Source organism: Paraconexibacter antarcticus (genome assembly GCF_024220175.1).
In the GTDB taxonomy this organism is placed as follows: Bacteria; Actinomycetota; Thermoleophilia; order Solirubrobacterales; family Solirubrobacteraceae; genus Paraconexibacter; species Paraconexibacter antarcticus.
In genome coordinates, this window is record NZ_CP098502.1 from 118,786 (window position 1) to 134,360 (window position 15,575).

Consider the following 15,575-nt stretch of genomic DNA (forward strand, 5'->3'; position numbering starts at 1 on the left):
GGAGTGGCTAGGATGGAATCCTGATCGGACTTTCCCTTATTCCGGCAGCCACGAACGGAGAACCCACCATGAGCTTGACGATCGGCGACGACGCCCCTGACTTCGAGGCGCAGACCACCGAGGGCACGATCCACTTCCACGAGTGGATCGGCGACAGCTGGGCGGTGCTCTTCTCGCACCCCCGCGCCTTCACCCCCGTCTGCACGACGGAGCTCGGCTACATGGCGAGCATCAAGCCGGAGTTCGACAAGCGGGGCGTGAAGATCATCGCGATCTCCACCGACCCCGTCGAGGGCTCCGCCGAGTGGTCCAAGGACATCGAGGCGAGCCAGGGCACCGCGGTCAACTACCCGATCATCGGTGACGCCGACCACGCGATCGCCAAGGCGTACGGGATGCTCCCGGCCGACGTCGAGGGCGACCCGACGGCGCGCAGCGCCGCCCAGAACGCGACGCTCCGCAACGTCTTCGTCATCGGGCCGGACAAGAAGATCAAGCTCGTCCTCATCTACCCGATGACGACCGGCCGCAACTTCGACGAGGTCCTGCGGGTCGTCGACTCGCTGCAGCTCACGGCGACCGAGGCCGTCTCGACGCCCGCCCAGTGGCAGCGCGGCGACGACGTCATCATCGGCGGCTCGGTCTCCAACGAGGCCGCGAAGGAGAAGTACCCGGACGGCTGGGAGGAGCCGCTTCCCTACATGCGCATCGTCAAGGACCCGTCCGCGGCCTGACACACGGGCCGCGTCGGCCCCCTCCGCGCCGAGACCCGTTCTTCGGTCCCCCAGCCGGGCGGTTATCGGGTCTCGGCGGTCGGCGGCGCCTCCAGGGCGCCCTCACGGGCCAGCACCCGCCGCAGGATCGCGATCGACGAGGCGTACGTCGAGTCCATCCCGCGGTAGCTCAGGCCGCGCGCCCCGAGCGTGCGCGCCTGCGTGTACGGCGTGTCGGAGGCGTAGTGGATGATCCCGAAGTCGATCGGGAGCTTCGCGAAGTTCACGTGCTCGCCGACGGGGTAGCGGTCGGACTCGGCGACCTCGTAGACCGCGGCGCAGTACGGCCCGGCCTCCATCTCGACGACCGTGAACTGCTCGCGGTAGTAGAAGTCGAGGTAAGCCCGGTTCTGCAGGAACGTCGACTTCACCGTCACCGCGCGCTGGTTGTCCAGGCCCGAGCCGAAGCGCAGGTACGGCGCGATGTCCTCGACCCCGAAGGCGTTGTCGAGCCAGTAGCTCGTCGCGGAGTGCTCGTCGTGCACGACGCTCGAGATGAGGACGTCGCCGACGTCCGCGTTGAGCGTCGCCGCCTTCCCGAGGACGTAGACCGCCGCGAGCGTGTCGGCGTCCTCGCAGATCTCGCGGAGGATGTTGTAGGCGGCGAGGCCGAGCGGGTAGTCGACGTTGACGATGACCGCGCGGCTGCGGCGCAGCGCCTCGGGGTCGACCGCGCCGATGCGGCCATCCAGGCGCGCCGGGTCGAGATCGCGCAGCGCGGTCACCTGCGCGGCGACGCTGAGGGCGGTCGTCGATCCGAGGTGGACGACGCCGGCGCCGCGCTCGGCGTCGCGGCGGCGCCCGGCAAGCTTCGGGTGGGCGAGGTGGAAGTCCCGCGCCGCGTAGTAGAGGAAGTTGTCCCACGCGCCGCGCGTCTCCCCGGCCTCGAACGCCCGCAGCTCCTCGCGCAGGTCGCGGGGTCCCTCGCGGCGGACCCAGTGGACGAGCTCGTCCTCCATCGCGCGGGCATCGCCGCTCACGAGGTTCGCGAGCGAGTGCGTGTTCGAGGAGACGAAGTAGACGGGGCCGTCCCCGAGCCCGGTCGCGTCGACGGCGGCGCGGACGGGGCGGAACCAGTGCCGCGTCATCCGCGCGTAGCCCGCCGACGAGCCCCCGAGCATCCGGATCCGCCAGCGCAGCTGGTGCGTCGCGACGTGCCCGAGGCGCGCCGCGAACGCCGTGCCCCACGTCTCCTGCAGCCGTCGCCAGTCGTCGTCGGCCCCGCCGAGCGCGCGCGTGCAGTCCTCCGCGCCCGGGCTCCGCTGCGGCCGCGGCCAGCCGACCGACCGCAGGCGACGGTGCAGCTTGTTCCACTCGATCTGGAAGGCGACGAGCGTCGGGATGAGGTCGTCGAGGTCGGACGTGCTCGCGAGCAGCACCGCGTAGGTGTCGGCGTCGTCGCCCGGCTGCGCGAACCAGCGCCGCCGGCGCGCGGCCGCCTCGACGGGGGTCCACTCGTCGAGCGGCCCGACCCCGGCCCGGGCGAACTGCTGCGCCTCCTGGCCCATGACGATCCGGGTGGCGCGGAAGAGCTCGGCCGGCAGGCGCGCCGTCGCGTACATGAAGGCGCCGAGGTCGAGGACGTCGTCCGCGCCGGCGTGCGGATGCAGGGAGGAGCCCATCGCGCGGTGCGCGGACTCGAGCACCCGCAGGTCGGTCTCCCCGCGTGAGCGCAGGAGCGTCGAGTACGTCCGCTGGTAGAGCGCGACCTCCTCGGCCGCGTAGCTCACGTCCCAGTTCACGCGCCGCTCAGCCCTCGAGCCACTCGACGATCCGCGCACCTCGCAGTGCGAGGTTGCCGCGTCTCATGCCGCCAGCCACTCGACGATCCGCGCACCTCGCAGTGCGAGGTTGCCGCGTCTCATGCCGCCAGCCACTCGACGATCCTCGCACCGATCTGCTCCCCGGCGTCCTCCTGCAGGAAGTGCGACGCGTCCGCGATGGGCTCGGGCGCCGGCGCGCCGAGCAGCGCCGCGAGCTTCTCGCCGACGACGGGCGGGATGATCGGGTCGCCGTCGGCCCAGAGGAGGAGCTTCGGCCGCGGGTCATCGACAAGGGCGTCGCGGACGGCCCGGCCCGCGGCGGCGCCCGGCATGTCGGGGCTCGTCGGGAGCATGAGCGGGAAGGCCCGCGCGCCCGCCTTCGACGCCGGGGTCGGGAAGGGCGCCTCGTAGGCCGCGAGCGCCGCGTCGTCGAGGCCCCGCGCGCAGGCGCCCTTGACGAGGAAGCCGACGGGGAGGTCCTCGGTCTTCTCGACGAAGTCGCGGAACGCCTTCCACGCGTCGGTCATCGCCTGCTCACCGGTGAAGAGGCCCGTGTCGAGGATGACGAGCCGGTCCCAGCGGTCGGGCTGCTCGACGAAGAGGCGCATGCCGATGGGTCCGCCCCAGTCGTGAACGACCATCGTCCCGCCGCGGACGTCGAGCCGCTCGCTCAGCTCGGCCATGATGGCCGCGTGGCGGTCGTACGAGTACCAGCCGAGGTCGGTCGGCTTGTCGGAGCGGCCGAAGCCCGCGAGGTCCGGGACGAGGCAGCGGTGGCCGGCCGCGGCGACGGCGGGGAAGACCTTGCGCCACAGGAACGACCACGTCGGCTCCCCGTGCATGAACCACACCGGATCTCCGTCCCTCCGACCTTCGTCCAGGTACGCGATGCGGAGGTCGTCGATCTCGGCGAAACTGGGCAGGAAGGAAAAGTCCGGGAGGTCCGCGAAGGCGGATTCCGGCACTCGTACGGTCTCCACGGAGGTCATGTGGACAACCTAACCCACCGCCACCGGCCTCACCCCAGCCTGTGAACGCTCTTCTCCGCCGTCTCGCCCTCCCCGTCGCGCTCTGCGGCGGTCTCCTCGGCCCCGCGGCGGCCTCCGCGGTCGTCACGACGACGCACATCACCGCGCCCGACGACCTCTACGCGCCGGCCTACGACTGGCTCGACGGCGCCGGCCCCAACGTCCTGCGCGTCGCCGGGACGACGGGCGGCGGGTACGCGTCCGGCGACGCCGTCGACATCATCTGCGTCCGCCGCGGCGAGCCGCTCACGGCGGCCGGGACCGCCGGCTCCGAGGTCGCGGCGCCGGGCGTCCCGGTCACCGCCGCGGGGGCGGGCACCGGGACCTTCGCGGTCGCGATCGATGCGACGGCGCCCGCCCTGCGCACGCCCTGCCGCCTGCGCGCGATCCCGACCGGCGCGCTGACGTACGACCAGGCCGCGTTCGCGGCCGGGCCCGCGATCTTCCCCTCGGGTCTGCGCGACCTGCGCGAGACGGTGCTGACGAACCCGAACGTCGGCGAGCTCTACGACGTCGACGCGAGCACCGTCACGCCGAGCCGGACGAGCACCGCCCACCTGCAGAGCTTCGGCGGCTGCGGGCTGTGGGACGCCCGTCCGCTCGACCCCGCCGTCGGCCCGGACGTCGCGGCGCTCGACGTCTTCGAGTGCGCGGGCTACGCGGACGACGTCGCCGACGGCACCGCGCCGACGCGCAGCGAGCTGCAGGTCGACGGGCGCAACGCCTTCACGGCCGCGATGGCCGCGAACGGCTCCGGCGGCCTGCCCGCGGTGGGCGGCCGCCCGCCCCTGACGCGGACGGCGAGCCGCGACCCGGCGACGGGGCTGCTCACGGTCACCGAGTCCTCCGACGTCGTCCGCTGCGAGACGACCCCCGCGAGCTACCCGTTCGCCGCCGCGGCGGACTGCGGCAGCCTCGTCCCGGCCGGGCTCCGGCTCGTCCGCGAGGCGGTGATGAGCGACGACGGCCGCGTCACGACGATGCGCGACCGCTGGGAGTCCACGGACGGGGCGTCGCACGTCCTCGACCTGCTCTTCGAGGTCGACTTCGCCTCGACGAGGTACGGGCTCCAGCTCCCGTGGGCCGGCTCAGGCATCGCGGCCTACCCGGGCTCGGCGAGCCTCGCGGCCCCGCCGTCCGCGCCGGCGTCGATCCTCGTGCGCAGCGACCGCGCCTTCCCCGCCGGGGACATCGGGCACCCGACCGGCGCGATCACCTTCTCGACCGCGCCGACGAGCATCGAGTTCATCTCCGGGCTCGGCGACCCCTCGCGCTACCTCGAGCTCCACTACCTGCAGCCGGTCACGGCCGCCGCGCCGCTGAACCTCACGCACACGTTCTCGATGGCCCCCGACGCCGCGACGTCCGCGGCGCTCGCCGCGCGGGCGGAGGATTCGTACGGCAGTCCCGCGGTCGCCTTCACGAGCCCGGCCCCGGGCGCGGCGGTGCGGACGCCGACGGTGACGGTGACGGGGACGGCGACCGACAACCGGGCGGTGACCGCCCTGACGGTCGCGGGGCAGCCGACCGCGCCTGGCGCCGGCGGGGCGTGGAGCGCGGTCGTCCCGCTCGTCCCGGGTACGAACGCGATCGTCGCGCACGCGACGGACGCGGCGGGCGACGTCACCGAGGCGACCCTGACGATCATCTACCGGGCGCGAGCCGCGCCCAAGCCGTGCGTCGTCCCGAAGGTCAGGGGGCTCAAGAGCGCCGCGTCGGCGGGCGGGGTCCTGCGGCGCGCCGGCTGCCGCCGCGGGCGGACGCTGACGGTCTACTCCAGGCCGAGGCTCGTGCGGAAGGGCCGCAAGCTCGTCCGCGTCGTCGTCCGGCGCTTCACGGTCCTCGGCTCCAAGCAGCGGCAGGGCCGCCGTCTGCCCGCGGGCACGAAGGTCGACCTCATCGTCCAGGGCCGCAGGCCGCGGACGGCGGCCGACCGGAAGGCCGCCGCCAAGCAGCAGGCCGCGGCGAGGAAGCCGCCGCTGCCGGTGTACCACCCGGGGGCGTGACGTGACCCCGCGGCGGGGAGGACGACGCCGTCGTCCCTCCCGGGCCGCACCCGGACGCAGCCCGGTGTCCGGCTCAGTGCTGGGCGGCCTGCGTGGCGGCCCAGCGCTCGCGGGCCTCCTCGATGACCTCGAGCGCCTCGGCCTTGTCGTACCAGCCGTCGACGATGACCTCCTTGCCCTCCGGCTGCTTGTAGATCGCGAAGAAGTGCGCGATCTCGCGGGTGAGGGAGCTCGGCAGGTCCTCGAGCGAATCGATGTGGTTCCAGTTCGGATCCTCGAGCGGGACGCACAGCACCTTGTCGTCCACGCCCTTGTCGTCGCTCATCTTGAAGAGGGCGATGACCTTCACCGGGATGATGCAGCCCGGGAACGTCGGCTCCGACACGCAGACCATCGCGTCGAGCGGGTCGCCGTCCTCCCCGTGGGTGTCCGGGATGAAGCCGTAGTCGGTCGGGTAGACGACCGAGGAGAAGAGGAAGCGGTCGAGCTTGATCGCCTGCAGGTCCTCATCCCACTCGTACTTGTTGCGGCTCCCCTTGGGAATCTCGACCAGGCAGAGCGTCGGTTCTTCGGACATGGGGGCAGGCTACCCGAGGCGGGTTCCCCGATGTCCCGCGAACCGTCATCACGGCGGGCGCACGGGCCCGGTGCGGTGTCTGGGTAGTCTGCGGGGTCCATGACCGACTCGATCGACCAGCTCTGCATCGACACGATCCGCGCGCTCAGCATGGACGCGATCCAGAAGGCGAACTCCGGCCACCCGGGCCTGCCGCTCGGCATGGCGCCCGCCGCCTTCGTCCTCTATGCCGACGTGATGAAGCACGACCCCGCCGACGTGGACTGGCAGGACCGCGACCGGTTCGTGCTCTCCGCGGGCCACGGCTCGATGCTCCTGTACAGCGCGCTGCACCTCGCGGGCTACGACCTGTCGATGGACGACATCAAGTCGTTCCGCCAGTGGGACTCCCGCACCCCGGGCCACCCCGAGCGCGAGCATCACGACGGCGGCTGGCGCACGCCCGGCGTCGAGGTGACGACCGGCCCGCTCGGTCAGGGCTTCGCGAACGGCGTCGGCATGGCGATCGCCGAGCAGCACCTGCGGCACACGTTCGGCGAGGAGGTCCAGGACCACCACGTCTTCGCGATCGTCTCCGACGGCGACCTCATGGAGGGCATCGCCTCCGAGGCGGCGTCGCTCGCCGGCCAGCTCGGGCTCGGCAAGCTCGTCTACCTCTACGACGACAACGACATCTCGCTCGACGGCCCGACGTCGCTGAGCTTCGACGGCGAGGATGTCTCGGCGCGCTTCGAGGCGTACGGCTGGCACGTCCTCGAGGTCGGCGACGCGAACGACGTCGCCGCGCTGCGCGAGGCGATCGCCGCCGGCAAGGCGGAGACCGGGCGCCCGACGCTCATCCACGTGAAGTCGATCATCGGCTACCCGTCGCCGAACAAGCAGGGCACGAGCGGCGCGCACGGCTCGCCGCTCGGCGACGAGGAGGTCCGCCTCACGAAGGAGGCGATGGGCTGGGACCCGGACAAGACGTTCTTCGTGCCCGAGGGGGTCTACGAGCGCTTCCAGGCCGGCGCGCGCAAGGGCGCCGAGAAGCGCTCCGCCTGGCAGGGCCGGCTCGACACGCTCAAGGGCGACGCGGCGAAGGCCGAGCTGTGGGACAAGGCCTGGGTCGGTGAGGCGCTGCCCGGCGTCGGCGAGGCCCTGGCGCCCGGGAAGATCGACTGGGGCAAGCCCGCCCTGGCGACCCGCGCGGCGGGCAAGATGGCGATGGCCGCCTTCGACTCCTTCGTCCCGACGATGGTCGGCGGCGCGGCGGACCTCACCGCCTCGACGAACACGATCTTCCCCGGCGGCGACGACGAGCGCCTCACGCGCGACCACGTCGGCCGCAACGTCTTCTTCGGCGTGCGCGAGCACGCGATGGGCGGCATCGTGAACGGCATGGCCTGCCACGGCGGCATCGTCCGCCCGTACGGCTCGACGTTCCTGCAGTTCGCCGACTACATGCGCGGGTCGATCCGCCTGAGCGCGCTCATGCAGCTGAAGGTCGCCTGGGTCTACACGCACGACTCGGTCGCCCTCGGGGAGGACGGCCCGACCCACCAGCCGGTCGAGCACCTCGCCGGGCTGCGCGCCATCCCGGGCCTGACGGTCATCCGGCCGGCCGACCCGCTGGAGACGGCGGAGGCGTGGCGCGTCGTCCTGGAGGAGCTCCCCGGCCCCGCGGTGCTCGTCCTCAGCCGCCAGAACCTGCCCGTCATGGAGGGCGCGCCCGTCGACCGCCTCGGCCAGGGCGCCTACGTCGTGCGCACGACCGAGGAGCCGCCGCAGGCCGTCATCGTCGCGACCGGCTCGGAGGTGCACACCGCGCTCGAGGCCGCCGACCTGCTCGCCGCCGACGGGCTGCACGCCCAGGTCGTCTCGATGCCCTCGTGGGAGCTCTTCGACGCGCAGGACGACGGCTACAAGCAGTCCGTCCTCCCGCTCGGCGTCCCGAAGGTCTCCGTCGAGGCGGGCATCTCGATGGGCTGGGCGCAGTACGTCGACGCGAGCGTCTCGATCGAGCGCTTCGGCGCGAGCGCGCCCGGCGACGAGGTCCTCGAGCGCCTCGGCATCTCCGCGGCGGCGACGGCGGCGAAGGTCAAGGAGCTCATCGGTTGACCGGCGCCGTCGATCGCCCCGCGCCGTTCGGGGACGACGACGAGGACGACGTCCTCCACGTGACGAGCACGGGGGCGTGGGACGACGCCCAGGAGTCCGGGGTCTACGCGATCCCGGACGGCGCGCCGTTCATCCACCTCTGCCGGCCGTGGCAGCTCGCCGGCGTCGTCGAGCGGTTCTACCCGCCGCCGCACGGCGACCTGCTCGTCCTCACGGTCGAGCCGGACGACCTGCGGATCGTCGTCGAGCCCGCGGCGGACGGGGCGGGCGACTTCCCGCACCTCTACGGCACGCTGCCGGTCGACAACGTCTCCGACGTGCGCCCGCTCGGCGCCGTCCTCTAGCGGGCGCGCGTCGCCGGCACCGCGGGCGCCGGCACCGGCGCCCCGGGCCGCAGCAGCGGCAGCAGGACGCGGGCGCCCGGGCCGACGGTGACGTGGATGGCCGCGGGCTCGCGGACCCAGGCGATGACGTCCTCCGCGGTGAGGCGGTCGAGCGCGAACTGGAAGGCCTTCGACTGGTCGGCGGAGACGTACCTGCGCAGGATGTCGAAGGTGAAGCCCGTCGTGTGGAGCGAGTAGGCGTGCGTCGCCTCGATGTTCGTCGCGGCGAGCTGAGCCTGGTACTGCCGGTCGCGCACCGTGCTCGTGACGATGAGCGGCGCGGCGGCGGAGATGCCCTGGGCGGCGGCGCCGAGGTAGAGGAGCGTCGCGAGCGCCTCGGGCCGCAGCGCGCGGTACAGGCGGCGGGTCTGGTGGACCTTCGGGGCGAGCTCGCCCATCGTCGTCGAGATCTGCAGGCCGTAGCGCTGCAGCAGGGCGGGGTCCAGGCGGCGCAGGGCGCCCGCCGCCTCGGCCCGCCCGACTGCGAACGGGTCCGGGAACTCCGGCACCGAGCCCTCCGGGCGCAGCACCTCCTCGGCCGACGCCTTGTGCAGCATCCGCACCGCCCGCGAGGCGAGCCTGATCGGGTCGCTGCGGAAGCGGCGCATGATGTCCTCGGCCGCCCGCACGCGCCACAGGTACGTGGAGGAGTCGTCCCCGAGGCCCGTGAGGAAGGCGTAGGCGCGCGCGTGGCTCACCGGCGAGCTCGCGAAGTAGAGCTCGGCGTAGGGGACCGTCGTGTCGCCGAAGCGCGAGAGCGCGGTCTGGAGGTTGCCGATCCCCATGTGGTAGCTCGCGACGGCGAGGTCGTCGCGGTCCGCGTTCCCGGAGAAGGCCTTGCGGGCGATGTTCAGGTAGCGGACGGTCGCGGCGAGCGCCTTCGCGGGGTCGAAGCGCTCGTCGACCTTCCGCCGCTGCGCCTGGCGGGCGGCGACCCGGCGGCCGCGGGCGATGCCGCGCGTGAGCCGCTCGGACGCGCCGACGTCGACCTTCAGGCCGAGGAGGCCGGTCCCCGTCTGCGCGAGGATCTGCGTGAGCCCGGCCGCGCCGCTGAGGTCGCGGGGGTTCGCCACCGCGTCCGGGCGCCCGGCGCTCTCGAGGAAGACGATGCCCTCGAGCACGTCGGGGTCCACGCCGCCCTTCGCCGCCGCCCGCTCGATGAGCGGGCGCAGCGCCGCGACGCGCTCGGCGGTGACGACCGCGCCCCCGGGCGACTTGACGTAGAGGACGTGCGCGAGCCCCGCGGCGGCCTGCGCCTCGCGGTCCGCGCGCACCGCCGGCGTGTAGCGCAGCGGGTCGACGCCCGCGCCGGGCGCCGAGCCGGGGAGGAGCGCCCGCGGGTCGCGCCCGCCGGCCTTCGCGGGGCCGGAGCCGCCGCCGGAGGAGTGCAGCAGGAGCGCCGCGCCGGCCGCCCCGGCGAAGACGGCGAGGAGCAGCAGCAGCCCGGCGCGCGCCCGGCGGCGCCGGAGCTCGGCAGGAGGGACGCGGGGGCCGCCGCGGCGGGGGCGGCCGCGTCTCGGCGGGCGGGCGGGGGCGGCCATCGGGCCCGCCAACCGTCCCACATCCAGGCGACCGGCGCTCCTGCGACCCTCCCGCGCGTGGTGGAGATCTCGACCGATCCGTCGCGCCTCGACGTCGACCTCGTGCACCGCTTCCTCAGCGAGGAGGCGTATTGGGCGATCGGCCGCCCGCGCGCCCTCACCGAGCGCGCCATCGCCCACTCGCTGTGCTTCGGTGCGTACGCTGACGACGGTGGGCAGGTCGCCTTCGCCCGGGTCGTGACCGACCACGCGCTCTTCGCCTACCTCGCCGACGTCTTCGTCCTCGCCGCCGTCCGCGGCCGGGGGGTCGGCAAGCAGCTCGTCGGGGCGATCATGGCCCACGCGGACGTCCGCGCGGTGCGGCGCGTCCTGCTGGCGACGGACGACGCGCACGGCCTCTACGCGCAGTTCGGCTTCACGCCGCTCGCCGACGCCGAGGCCTGGATGGGCATCCGCCGGACACCCTGACGCTCAGCCATCGCGCAGGGCGAGGGCCCGGCCGGGCCGGTCGGTGATGACGGCGTCCAGGCGCGCGTCGGCGAGGAAGCGGCGCAGGGCGTCGTCGCGGTTCACCGTCCACACGAAGGCGCCGAGCCCGGCGGCGGTCGTCCGCTCCAGGGCGCCGAGCGAGGCGATGAGGAAGTGCATGCCGACCGCGTCGGCGCCGCACTCACGGGCCCGGGCGACGGGGGAGAGCTCGGAGAGGCGGGTGCGCAGCGGGTTCGGGCCCGGCCGGTCGGTGCCGACGAGCAGTCCGGCGCGGATGTCGGGCCGCGCCCGCTTGACGGTCGCGACGACCTCGTCGAGGAAGGAGGAGACGATGAGCCCGGCGTCGTCGGCTCCGTCGGCGGCGACGACCTCGAGCACGCGCTGGGTGTAGCCCGCCTCCTTGAGCTCGACGTCGAGCCCGATGCGGCCGCGGGCGAGCTCGACGACCTCCTCCAGGAGCGGGGGCGTGCGCCCCGTCGCCTCGCCGATCTCCGCGCGGGTGAGCGTGCCGACCGCCCGCCGACGGACCGTCGCGTCGTGGAAGGCGATGAGCTCGCCGTCGGTCGTGCGGCGCACGTCGAACTCGATCATGTCGGCGCCGTCCTCGATCGCCCCGGCGAACGCCTGGAGCGTGTTGTCGGGGTGCCCGTCGGAGGCGCCGCGGTGGGCGACGACGAGGGGACGGCGCTCGACGAGGCCGCTCACGCCGGCCGGGCCCCGGGGAGGACGGAGCAAAGCCACGTGAGGACCGCGGCCGTGAGCGCGGCGCGGTCGCCCTTCAGCCCGTGGTCCCCGCGGATGCGGGCGAGCGTCACGCCGGGCGCGACGCCGTCCGGCACCATGCCGAAGCGGTCGGTCTCGCCCTGGACGACGAGCACCGGGCAGGCCGCGGCGGCCGCCTCGAGCTCCGGGCGGCGCGAGGGCCCGAGGGTCCCGTCCTTGCGGGCGTTCGGCGGCTGCAGCGGGAAGGCGAGCGCGAGGACGCCCGCGGCGCCGGCGGCGGCCGCCGTCCGGCAGGCGACGCGGGCGCCGCTCGAGCGGCCGCCACACACGACCGGCAGCCCCGCGAGCGGTCCGGCGCGGAGCTGCCCGACGATCGGCAGCCAGGCGGCGTCGAGGGTCGCGGCCGGCGGCGCGTTCCGACGGCCCGCCACGCGGTAGGGCTGCTCGACGAGGGCGACGGTCACGCCCGCCGCGGTCGCGGCCGCCGTCACCGCCTGCAGGTCCGGCGCCGTGATCGACCCGCCGGCGCCGTGCCCGAGGACGAGCGCCCCGGCCGGCTCGCCCGCCGCCGCGTGCAGGTGGACGCGGGCCTCGCCGGGCGGGGTGGGCAGCGTCAGCGGGGCCACGCGTCCCATTGTGACGCCCCGACCGCCTCCCACCCCCGCGCCGGCTGACAGCTGACGCAGGACAGGTCTGCGCCGGCTGTCAGTCGACGGGGCGGCCGGCGGACCCGGCGTGCGACCCTGTCGCCCGTGCCCGACCTCTGGCTCATCCGCCACGCCCCCGCCGCGGGGAACATCGGAGGGACGTTCATGGGACAGCTCGACGCCGAGCCGGACGCCGCGGGCCTCGAGCGGGCGGCGGCGCTCGCGGGGACGATCGCCGCGGACGTCGTCCTCACGAGCCCGCTGCGCCGCGCGGCGCTCACCGCCGCGGCGCTCTTCCCGGACCAGGCGCGGACCGAGGACGCCCGGCTCATGGAGCGCCACCTCGGCGCCTGGCAGGGGCGCGTAAGGACCGAGGTCGCGGCGGAGCGGCCCGAGGCGTTCACCGGCACGGGGACGCTCGACCTCCGCGTGACGCCGCCCGGCGGCGAGTCCTTCGCCGTGCTGCAGGCCCGCGTCGGGGCCGTCCTCGCCGAGGTTGCCGCCCGCCCCGACGGCACGACCGTCGCGCTCGTCGCACACAACGGCGTGCTGCGGACGGCGCGCGTCCTGCTCGGCCTGCTGGACGTCGAGACGGCCTCGCGGACGGCCGAGCGCTTCGCCGAGCCCGACCGGGTGGCCGTGACCCCCGGTAGGCTCGGCCCGAGTGCCAGCGCTCCCTGACGTCTTCCCGCTCCCCGGCCGCGCGCCCAAGCCGCGCGCCACGGGCCTCACCCATGTCCTGGACCAGGGCCTCGGCCCGGCCGAGGTCACGAGCCTCCTCGCCGTGGCGGGGCCGCACATCGACCTCGTCCGCCTCGGCTGGGGCTCCGCGTTCGTCACCGCGAACCTCCCGGAGAAGCTCGCCGCCTACCGCGAGGGCGGGGTCCCGGTCATGGTCGGCGGGACGATCACCGAGCTCGCGTGGCTCCACGGCCGCGTCGACGAGCTGCGCGCCTGGCTGCACGCGCACGCGATCGACCGGGTCGAGGTCTCCTCCGGCGTCGTCCCGATCCCGACCGAGGAGAAGCACGCGCTCATCACGCTCCTCGCGAAGGACTTCACCGTCTACGCCGAGGTGGGGGAGAAGGACAGCGACGCGATCCTCGCGCCCTACCGGTGGGTGCAGCTCATCCGCGAGGCGCTCGCCGCCGGCGCCGAGCTCGTCGTCTGCGAGGGCCGCGCGACCGGCACCGCCGGCCTCTACCGCGCCGACGGCGAGGCGCGGACCGGCCTCATCGACGAGATCGTGCACGAGGTGCCGCTCGAGCAGCTCGTCTTCGAGGCGCCGCGCAAGGACCAGCAGTCGTGGCTCATCAACCGCTTCGGCGGCGGCGTGAACCTCGGCAACGTCCCGCCCTCCGAGGTCATCTCGCTCGAGTCGCTGCGACTCGGGCTGCGGGCCGACACGCTGCCGGGCTTCCACTCGCGGAAGACGTCGGCGTGAGCGACCCGGTCCGCCCCACCGTCCTGCTGACCGGCGTCGGCAAGCGCTTCGACATCGTCTCGGCCTTCTCCAGGCACGCCCGCACGATCGCGGCGGACCCGTCGCTGCTCGCGCCGGCCCGCTACGCGGCGGACCTCGCCGTCGTCCCGCCGCGGATCGACGACCCCGACTACATCCCGTACCTCGAGCGCCTCGTCGCCGAGCACGACGTCTGCGCCGTCGTCCCCCTCACCGACCTCGACATCCACATCCTCGCCGCGGCGGGCGACCGGCTGCCGGCGTTCGTGGCGAGCGTCGAGACCTGCGAGTCGATGTACGACAAGTACCGCACGCACCTCGAGCTCGAGAAGCGCGGCCTGCCCTCGCCGCCGACCGTCCTGCCTCCCGCACGGCCCGAGTCCTACCCGGTGATGGTGAAGCCCGTCCACGGGTCGGGCGCCCGCTCGATCCACCCCTGCGCCGACGAGCGCGAGATGGAGTTCTTCATCGGCTACGTGAAGGAGCCGGTCATGGTCCAGCGGCTCATGGGTGGCCCGGAGTTCTCCGTCGACGTGCTCTGCGACCTCGACGGCGTCTGCCTCAACGCGATCCCGCGGACGATGCTCGAGTCGCGCGGCGGCGAGTCGATCAAGGGCCAGGTCATCCACGACGAGGAGCTCATCGACCTCGCGCGGCGGGTCGCGGAGGCGTTCGCCTTCCGCGGTCCGGGGACGATCCAGATGTTCCGCGACCCGGAGATCGGGCTCGGCATCACGGACGTGAACCCGCGCTTCGGCGGCGCCTTCCCCGCGCCGATGTACGCCGCGCTGCCCGGCCGCACCTACCCGGAGCTCATCGTCCGCATGGCCCAGGGCGAGCGGATCGCGCCGCACGTCGGCGAGTTCCGCCACGGCCACCACTTCACGCGGTACTACGAGCAGCTCGAGCTCGATGCGGACCGCCGTCCGACCGGCCGCCCGATGCTCTGACGGGACCCCCCGGTGGCGGAAGTCCACCCCCCGGACGGTAGGGGCGGGGACGCCAGGACACGGACGGCGGGGCGTCGTTCCCTAACCTTCGCCGCCACCACAGTCCGAGAACGAGTCCGGCCCGCGGGCCGTGAGAAGGGGTCGCAACCTCCATGAAGACGCGCTTCACCGAGACGTTTGGCATCGAGCATCCGATCGTGCAGGGCGGGATGCAGTGGGTCGGCCGTGCCGAGCTCGTCGCCGCCGTGGCGAACGCCGGCGCGCTCGGCTGCATCACCGCGCTGACGCAGCCGACGCCCGAGGACCTGTCGAAGGAGATCGCGCGCTGCCGCGAGCTCACCGACAAGCCGTTCGGCGTGAACCTCACGATCCTCCCGTCGATCACGCCGCCGCCGTACGCCGAGTACCGCCAGGCGATCATCGAGGCGGGCGTGAAGATCGTCGAGACCGCGGGCAACAACCCGGTCGACCACCTGGAGCACTTCAAGCCCGCGGGCATCAAGGTCATCCACAAGGCGACGACCGTCCGGCACGCGCTGAAGGCGCAGTCGATCGGGGTGGACGCGGTTTCCATCGACGGCCTGGACTGCGCCGGCCACCCCGGCGAGGACGACGTCCCCGGCCTCGTGCTCATCCCGGCCGCGGCCGACAAGCTCGACATCCCGATCATCGCCTCCGGCGGCATCGCGGACGCGCGCGGCCTCGTCGCGGCGCTCGCGCTCGGCGCCGACGCCGTGAACATGGGCACGCGCTTCATGTGCACGGCCGAGTCCCCGATCCACGAGAACATCAAGCAGCACATCGTCACGGCGGACGAGCGTCAGACCGACCTCATCTTCCGCTCGTACCGCAACACCGCCCGCGTGGCGAAGAACGCGATCTCGCAGCAGGTCATCGCGATCGAGCAGGAGGGGCGCCCGTTCGAGGACGTCCGCGACCTCGTCTCCGGCGCCCGCGGCAGGACGGTGTACGAGACCGGCGACCCGGACGCGGGCATCTGGACGGCCGGCCTCTGCCAGGGCCTCATCCACGACGTCCCGACGTGCGCCGAGCTCGTGGAGCGCATGATGAGCGAGGCCGAGGCGATCATCGCCGAGCGCCTCGTCGGCTTCGCCGGCGCGACGGTCTAGCGG

The 15,575-nt window shown here is 73.9% G+C and carries 15 protein-coding genes; 9 read left to right on the forward strand and 6 right to left on the reverse strand.

All coding sequences use genetic code 11. The annotated features are described in order from the left end of the window. Positions 1 to 68 precede the first annotated feature (68 nt). Positions 69 to 734 carry a peroxiredoxin gene (locus NBH00_RS00610; protein ID WP_254571424.1) on the forward strand — a complete coding sequence of 222 codons (666 nt, stop codon included), beginning with the start codon at positions 69 to 71 and terminating at the stop codon, positions 732 to 734. Between the two features lie 62 nt (positions 735 to 796). On the opposite strand, the gene NBH00_RS00615 is transcribed toward NBH00_RS00610, so the two are convergent. Together NBH00_RS00615 and NBH00_RS00620 are read right to left on the reverse strand one after the other, a co-directional pair. Next, positions 797 to 2,515 carry a DUF6909 family protein gene (locus NBH00_RS00615; RefSeq protein WP_254571425.1) on the reverse strand — a complete coding sequence of 573 codons (1,719 nt, stop codon included), beginning with the start codon at positions 2,513 to 2,515 and terminating at the stop codon, positions 797 to 799. Positions 2,516 to 2,634: 119 nt separating this feature from the next. Continuing rightward, entirely contained in the window at positions 2,635 to 3,525 is an 891-nt protein-coding gene (locus NBH00_RS00620; protein WP_254571426.1) for a haloalkane dehalogenase, read from the reverse strand. A gap of 41 nt (positions 3,526 to 3,566) precedes the next feature. On the opposite strand from NBH00_RS00620, the gene NBH00_RS00625 reads away from it, so the two are divergent. Then, positions 3,567 to 5,570 carry a hypothetical protein gene (locus NBH00_RS00625; RefSeq protein WP_254571427.1) on the forward strand — a complete coding sequence of 668 codons (2,004 nt, stop codon included), beginning with the start codon at positions 3,567 to 3,569 and terminating at the stop codon, positions 5,568 to 5,570. A gap of 73 nt (positions 5,571 to 5,643) precedes the next feature. On the opposite strand, the gene NBH00_RS00630 is transcribed toward NBH00_RS00625, so the two are convergent. Next, the gene (locus NBH00_RS00630; RefSeq protein ID WP_254571428.1) at positions 5,644 to 6,147 is read right to left on the reverse strand and encodes an inorganic diphosphatase; all 504 of its coding nucleotides are present in this window, start codon (positions 6,145 to 6,147) and stop codon (positions 5,644 to 5,646) included. A gap of 99 nt (positions 6,148 to 6,246) precedes the next feature. Here NBH00_RS00630 and tkt point away from each other — a divergent pair, with 99 nt between their 5' ends. Both tkt and NBH00_RS00640 read left to right on the forward strand, forming a co-directional pair. Next, entirely contained in the window at positions 6,247 to 8,247 is a 2,001-nt protein-coding gene (gene tkt, locus NBH00_RS00635) for a transketolase (protein ID WP_254571429.1), read from the forward strand. Then, positions 8,244 to 8,591: a DUF952 domain-containing protein gene (locus tag NBH00_RS00640; RefSeq protein ID WP_254571430.1), complete on the forward strand. Its 348-nt coding sequence runs from the start codon at positions 8,244 to 8,246 to the stop codon at positions 8,589 to 8,591. The genes tkt and NBH00_RS00640 overlap by 4 nt, the downstream gene beginning before the upstream one ends. Here NBH00_RS00640 and NBH00_RS00645 read toward each other — a convergent pair. Then, positions 8,588 to 10,171, reverse strand: coding sequence for a DUF5715 family protein (locus tag NBH00_RS00645; protein ID WP_254571431.1), 1,584 nt, complete (start codon positions 10,169 to 10,171; stop codon positions 8,588 to 8,590). The two genes, NBH00_RS00640 and NBH00_RS00645, sit on opposite strands and share 4 nt — an antisense overlap. Positions 10,172 to 10,228: 57 nt before the next feature. Here NBH00_RS00645 and NBH00_RS00650 point away from each other — a divergent pair, with 57 nt between their 5' ends. Then, positions 10,229 to 10,639 (forward strand): GNAT family N-acetyltransferase, encoded by a 411-nt coding sequence (locus NBH00_RS00650; RefSeq protein ID WP_254571432.1) that lies wholly within the window; start codon positions 10,229 to 10,231, stop codon positions 10,637 to 10,639. Between the two features lie 3 nt (positions 10,640 to 10,642). Here NBH00_RS00650 and NBH00_RS00655 read toward each other — a convergent pair whose 3' ends face one another. After that, the gene (locus NBH00_RS00655; RefSeq protein WP_254571433.1) at positions 10,643 to 11,365 is read right to left on the reverse strand and encodes a glycerophosphodiester phosphodiesterase; all 723 of its coding nucleotides are present in this window, start codon (positions 11,363 to 11,365) and stop codon (positions 10,643 to 10,645) included. After that, the gene (locus tag NBH00_RS00660; protein ID WP_254571434.1) at positions 11,362 to 12,009 is read right to left on the reverse strand and encodes an alpha/beta family hydrolase; all 648 of its coding nucleotides are present in this window, start codon (positions 12,007 to 12,009) and stop codon (positions 11,362 to 11,364) included. Before NBH00_RS00660 ends, NBH00_RS00655 begins: the two co-directional genes overlap by 4 nt. A 126-nt stretch (positions 12,010 to 12,135) precedes the next feature. Here NBH00_RS00660 and NBH00_RS00665 point away from each other — a divergent pair, with 126 nt between their 5' ends. The 4 genes from NBH00_RS00665 to NBH00_RS00680 all read left to right on the forward strand — a co-directional run bounded on the left by NBH00_RS00665 (position 12,136) and on the right by NBH00_RS00680 (position 15,572). Continuing rightward, positions 12,136 to 12,711, forward strand: coding sequence for a histidine phosphatase family protein (locus NBH00_RS00665; protein ID WP_254571435.1), 576 nt, complete (start codon positions 12,136 to 12,138; stop codon positions 12,709 to 12,711). Further along, a complete protein-coding gene (locus NBH00_RS00670; protein WP_254571436.1) occupies positions 12,695 to 13,474 on the forward strand; it encodes a phosphosulfolactate synthase in 780 nt (259 codons plus the stop codon). The genes NBH00_RS00665 and NBH00_RS00670 overlap by 17 nt, the downstream gene beginning before the upstream one ends. Then, on the forward strand, positions 13,471 to 14,442 hold the full coding sequence (locus NBH00_RS00675) for an ATP-grasp domain-containing protein (RefSeq protein ID WP_254571437.1): 972 nt from the start codon (positions 13,471 to 13,473) through the stop codon (positions 14,440 to 14,442). The genes NBH00_RS00670 and NBH00_RS00675 overlap by 4 nt, the downstream gene beginning before the upstream one ends. A 152-nt stretch (positions 14,443 to 14,594) precedes the next feature. Next, positions 14,595 to 15,572 carry an NAD(P)H-dependent flavin oxidoreductase gene (locus NBH00_RS00680; RefSeq protein WP_254571438.1) on the forward strand — a complete coding sequence of 326 codons (978 nt, stop codon included), beginning with the start codon at positions 14,595 to 14,597 and terminating at the stop codon, positions 15,570 to 15,572. The last annotated feature ends 3 nt before the right edge of the window (positions 15,573 to 15,575 follow it).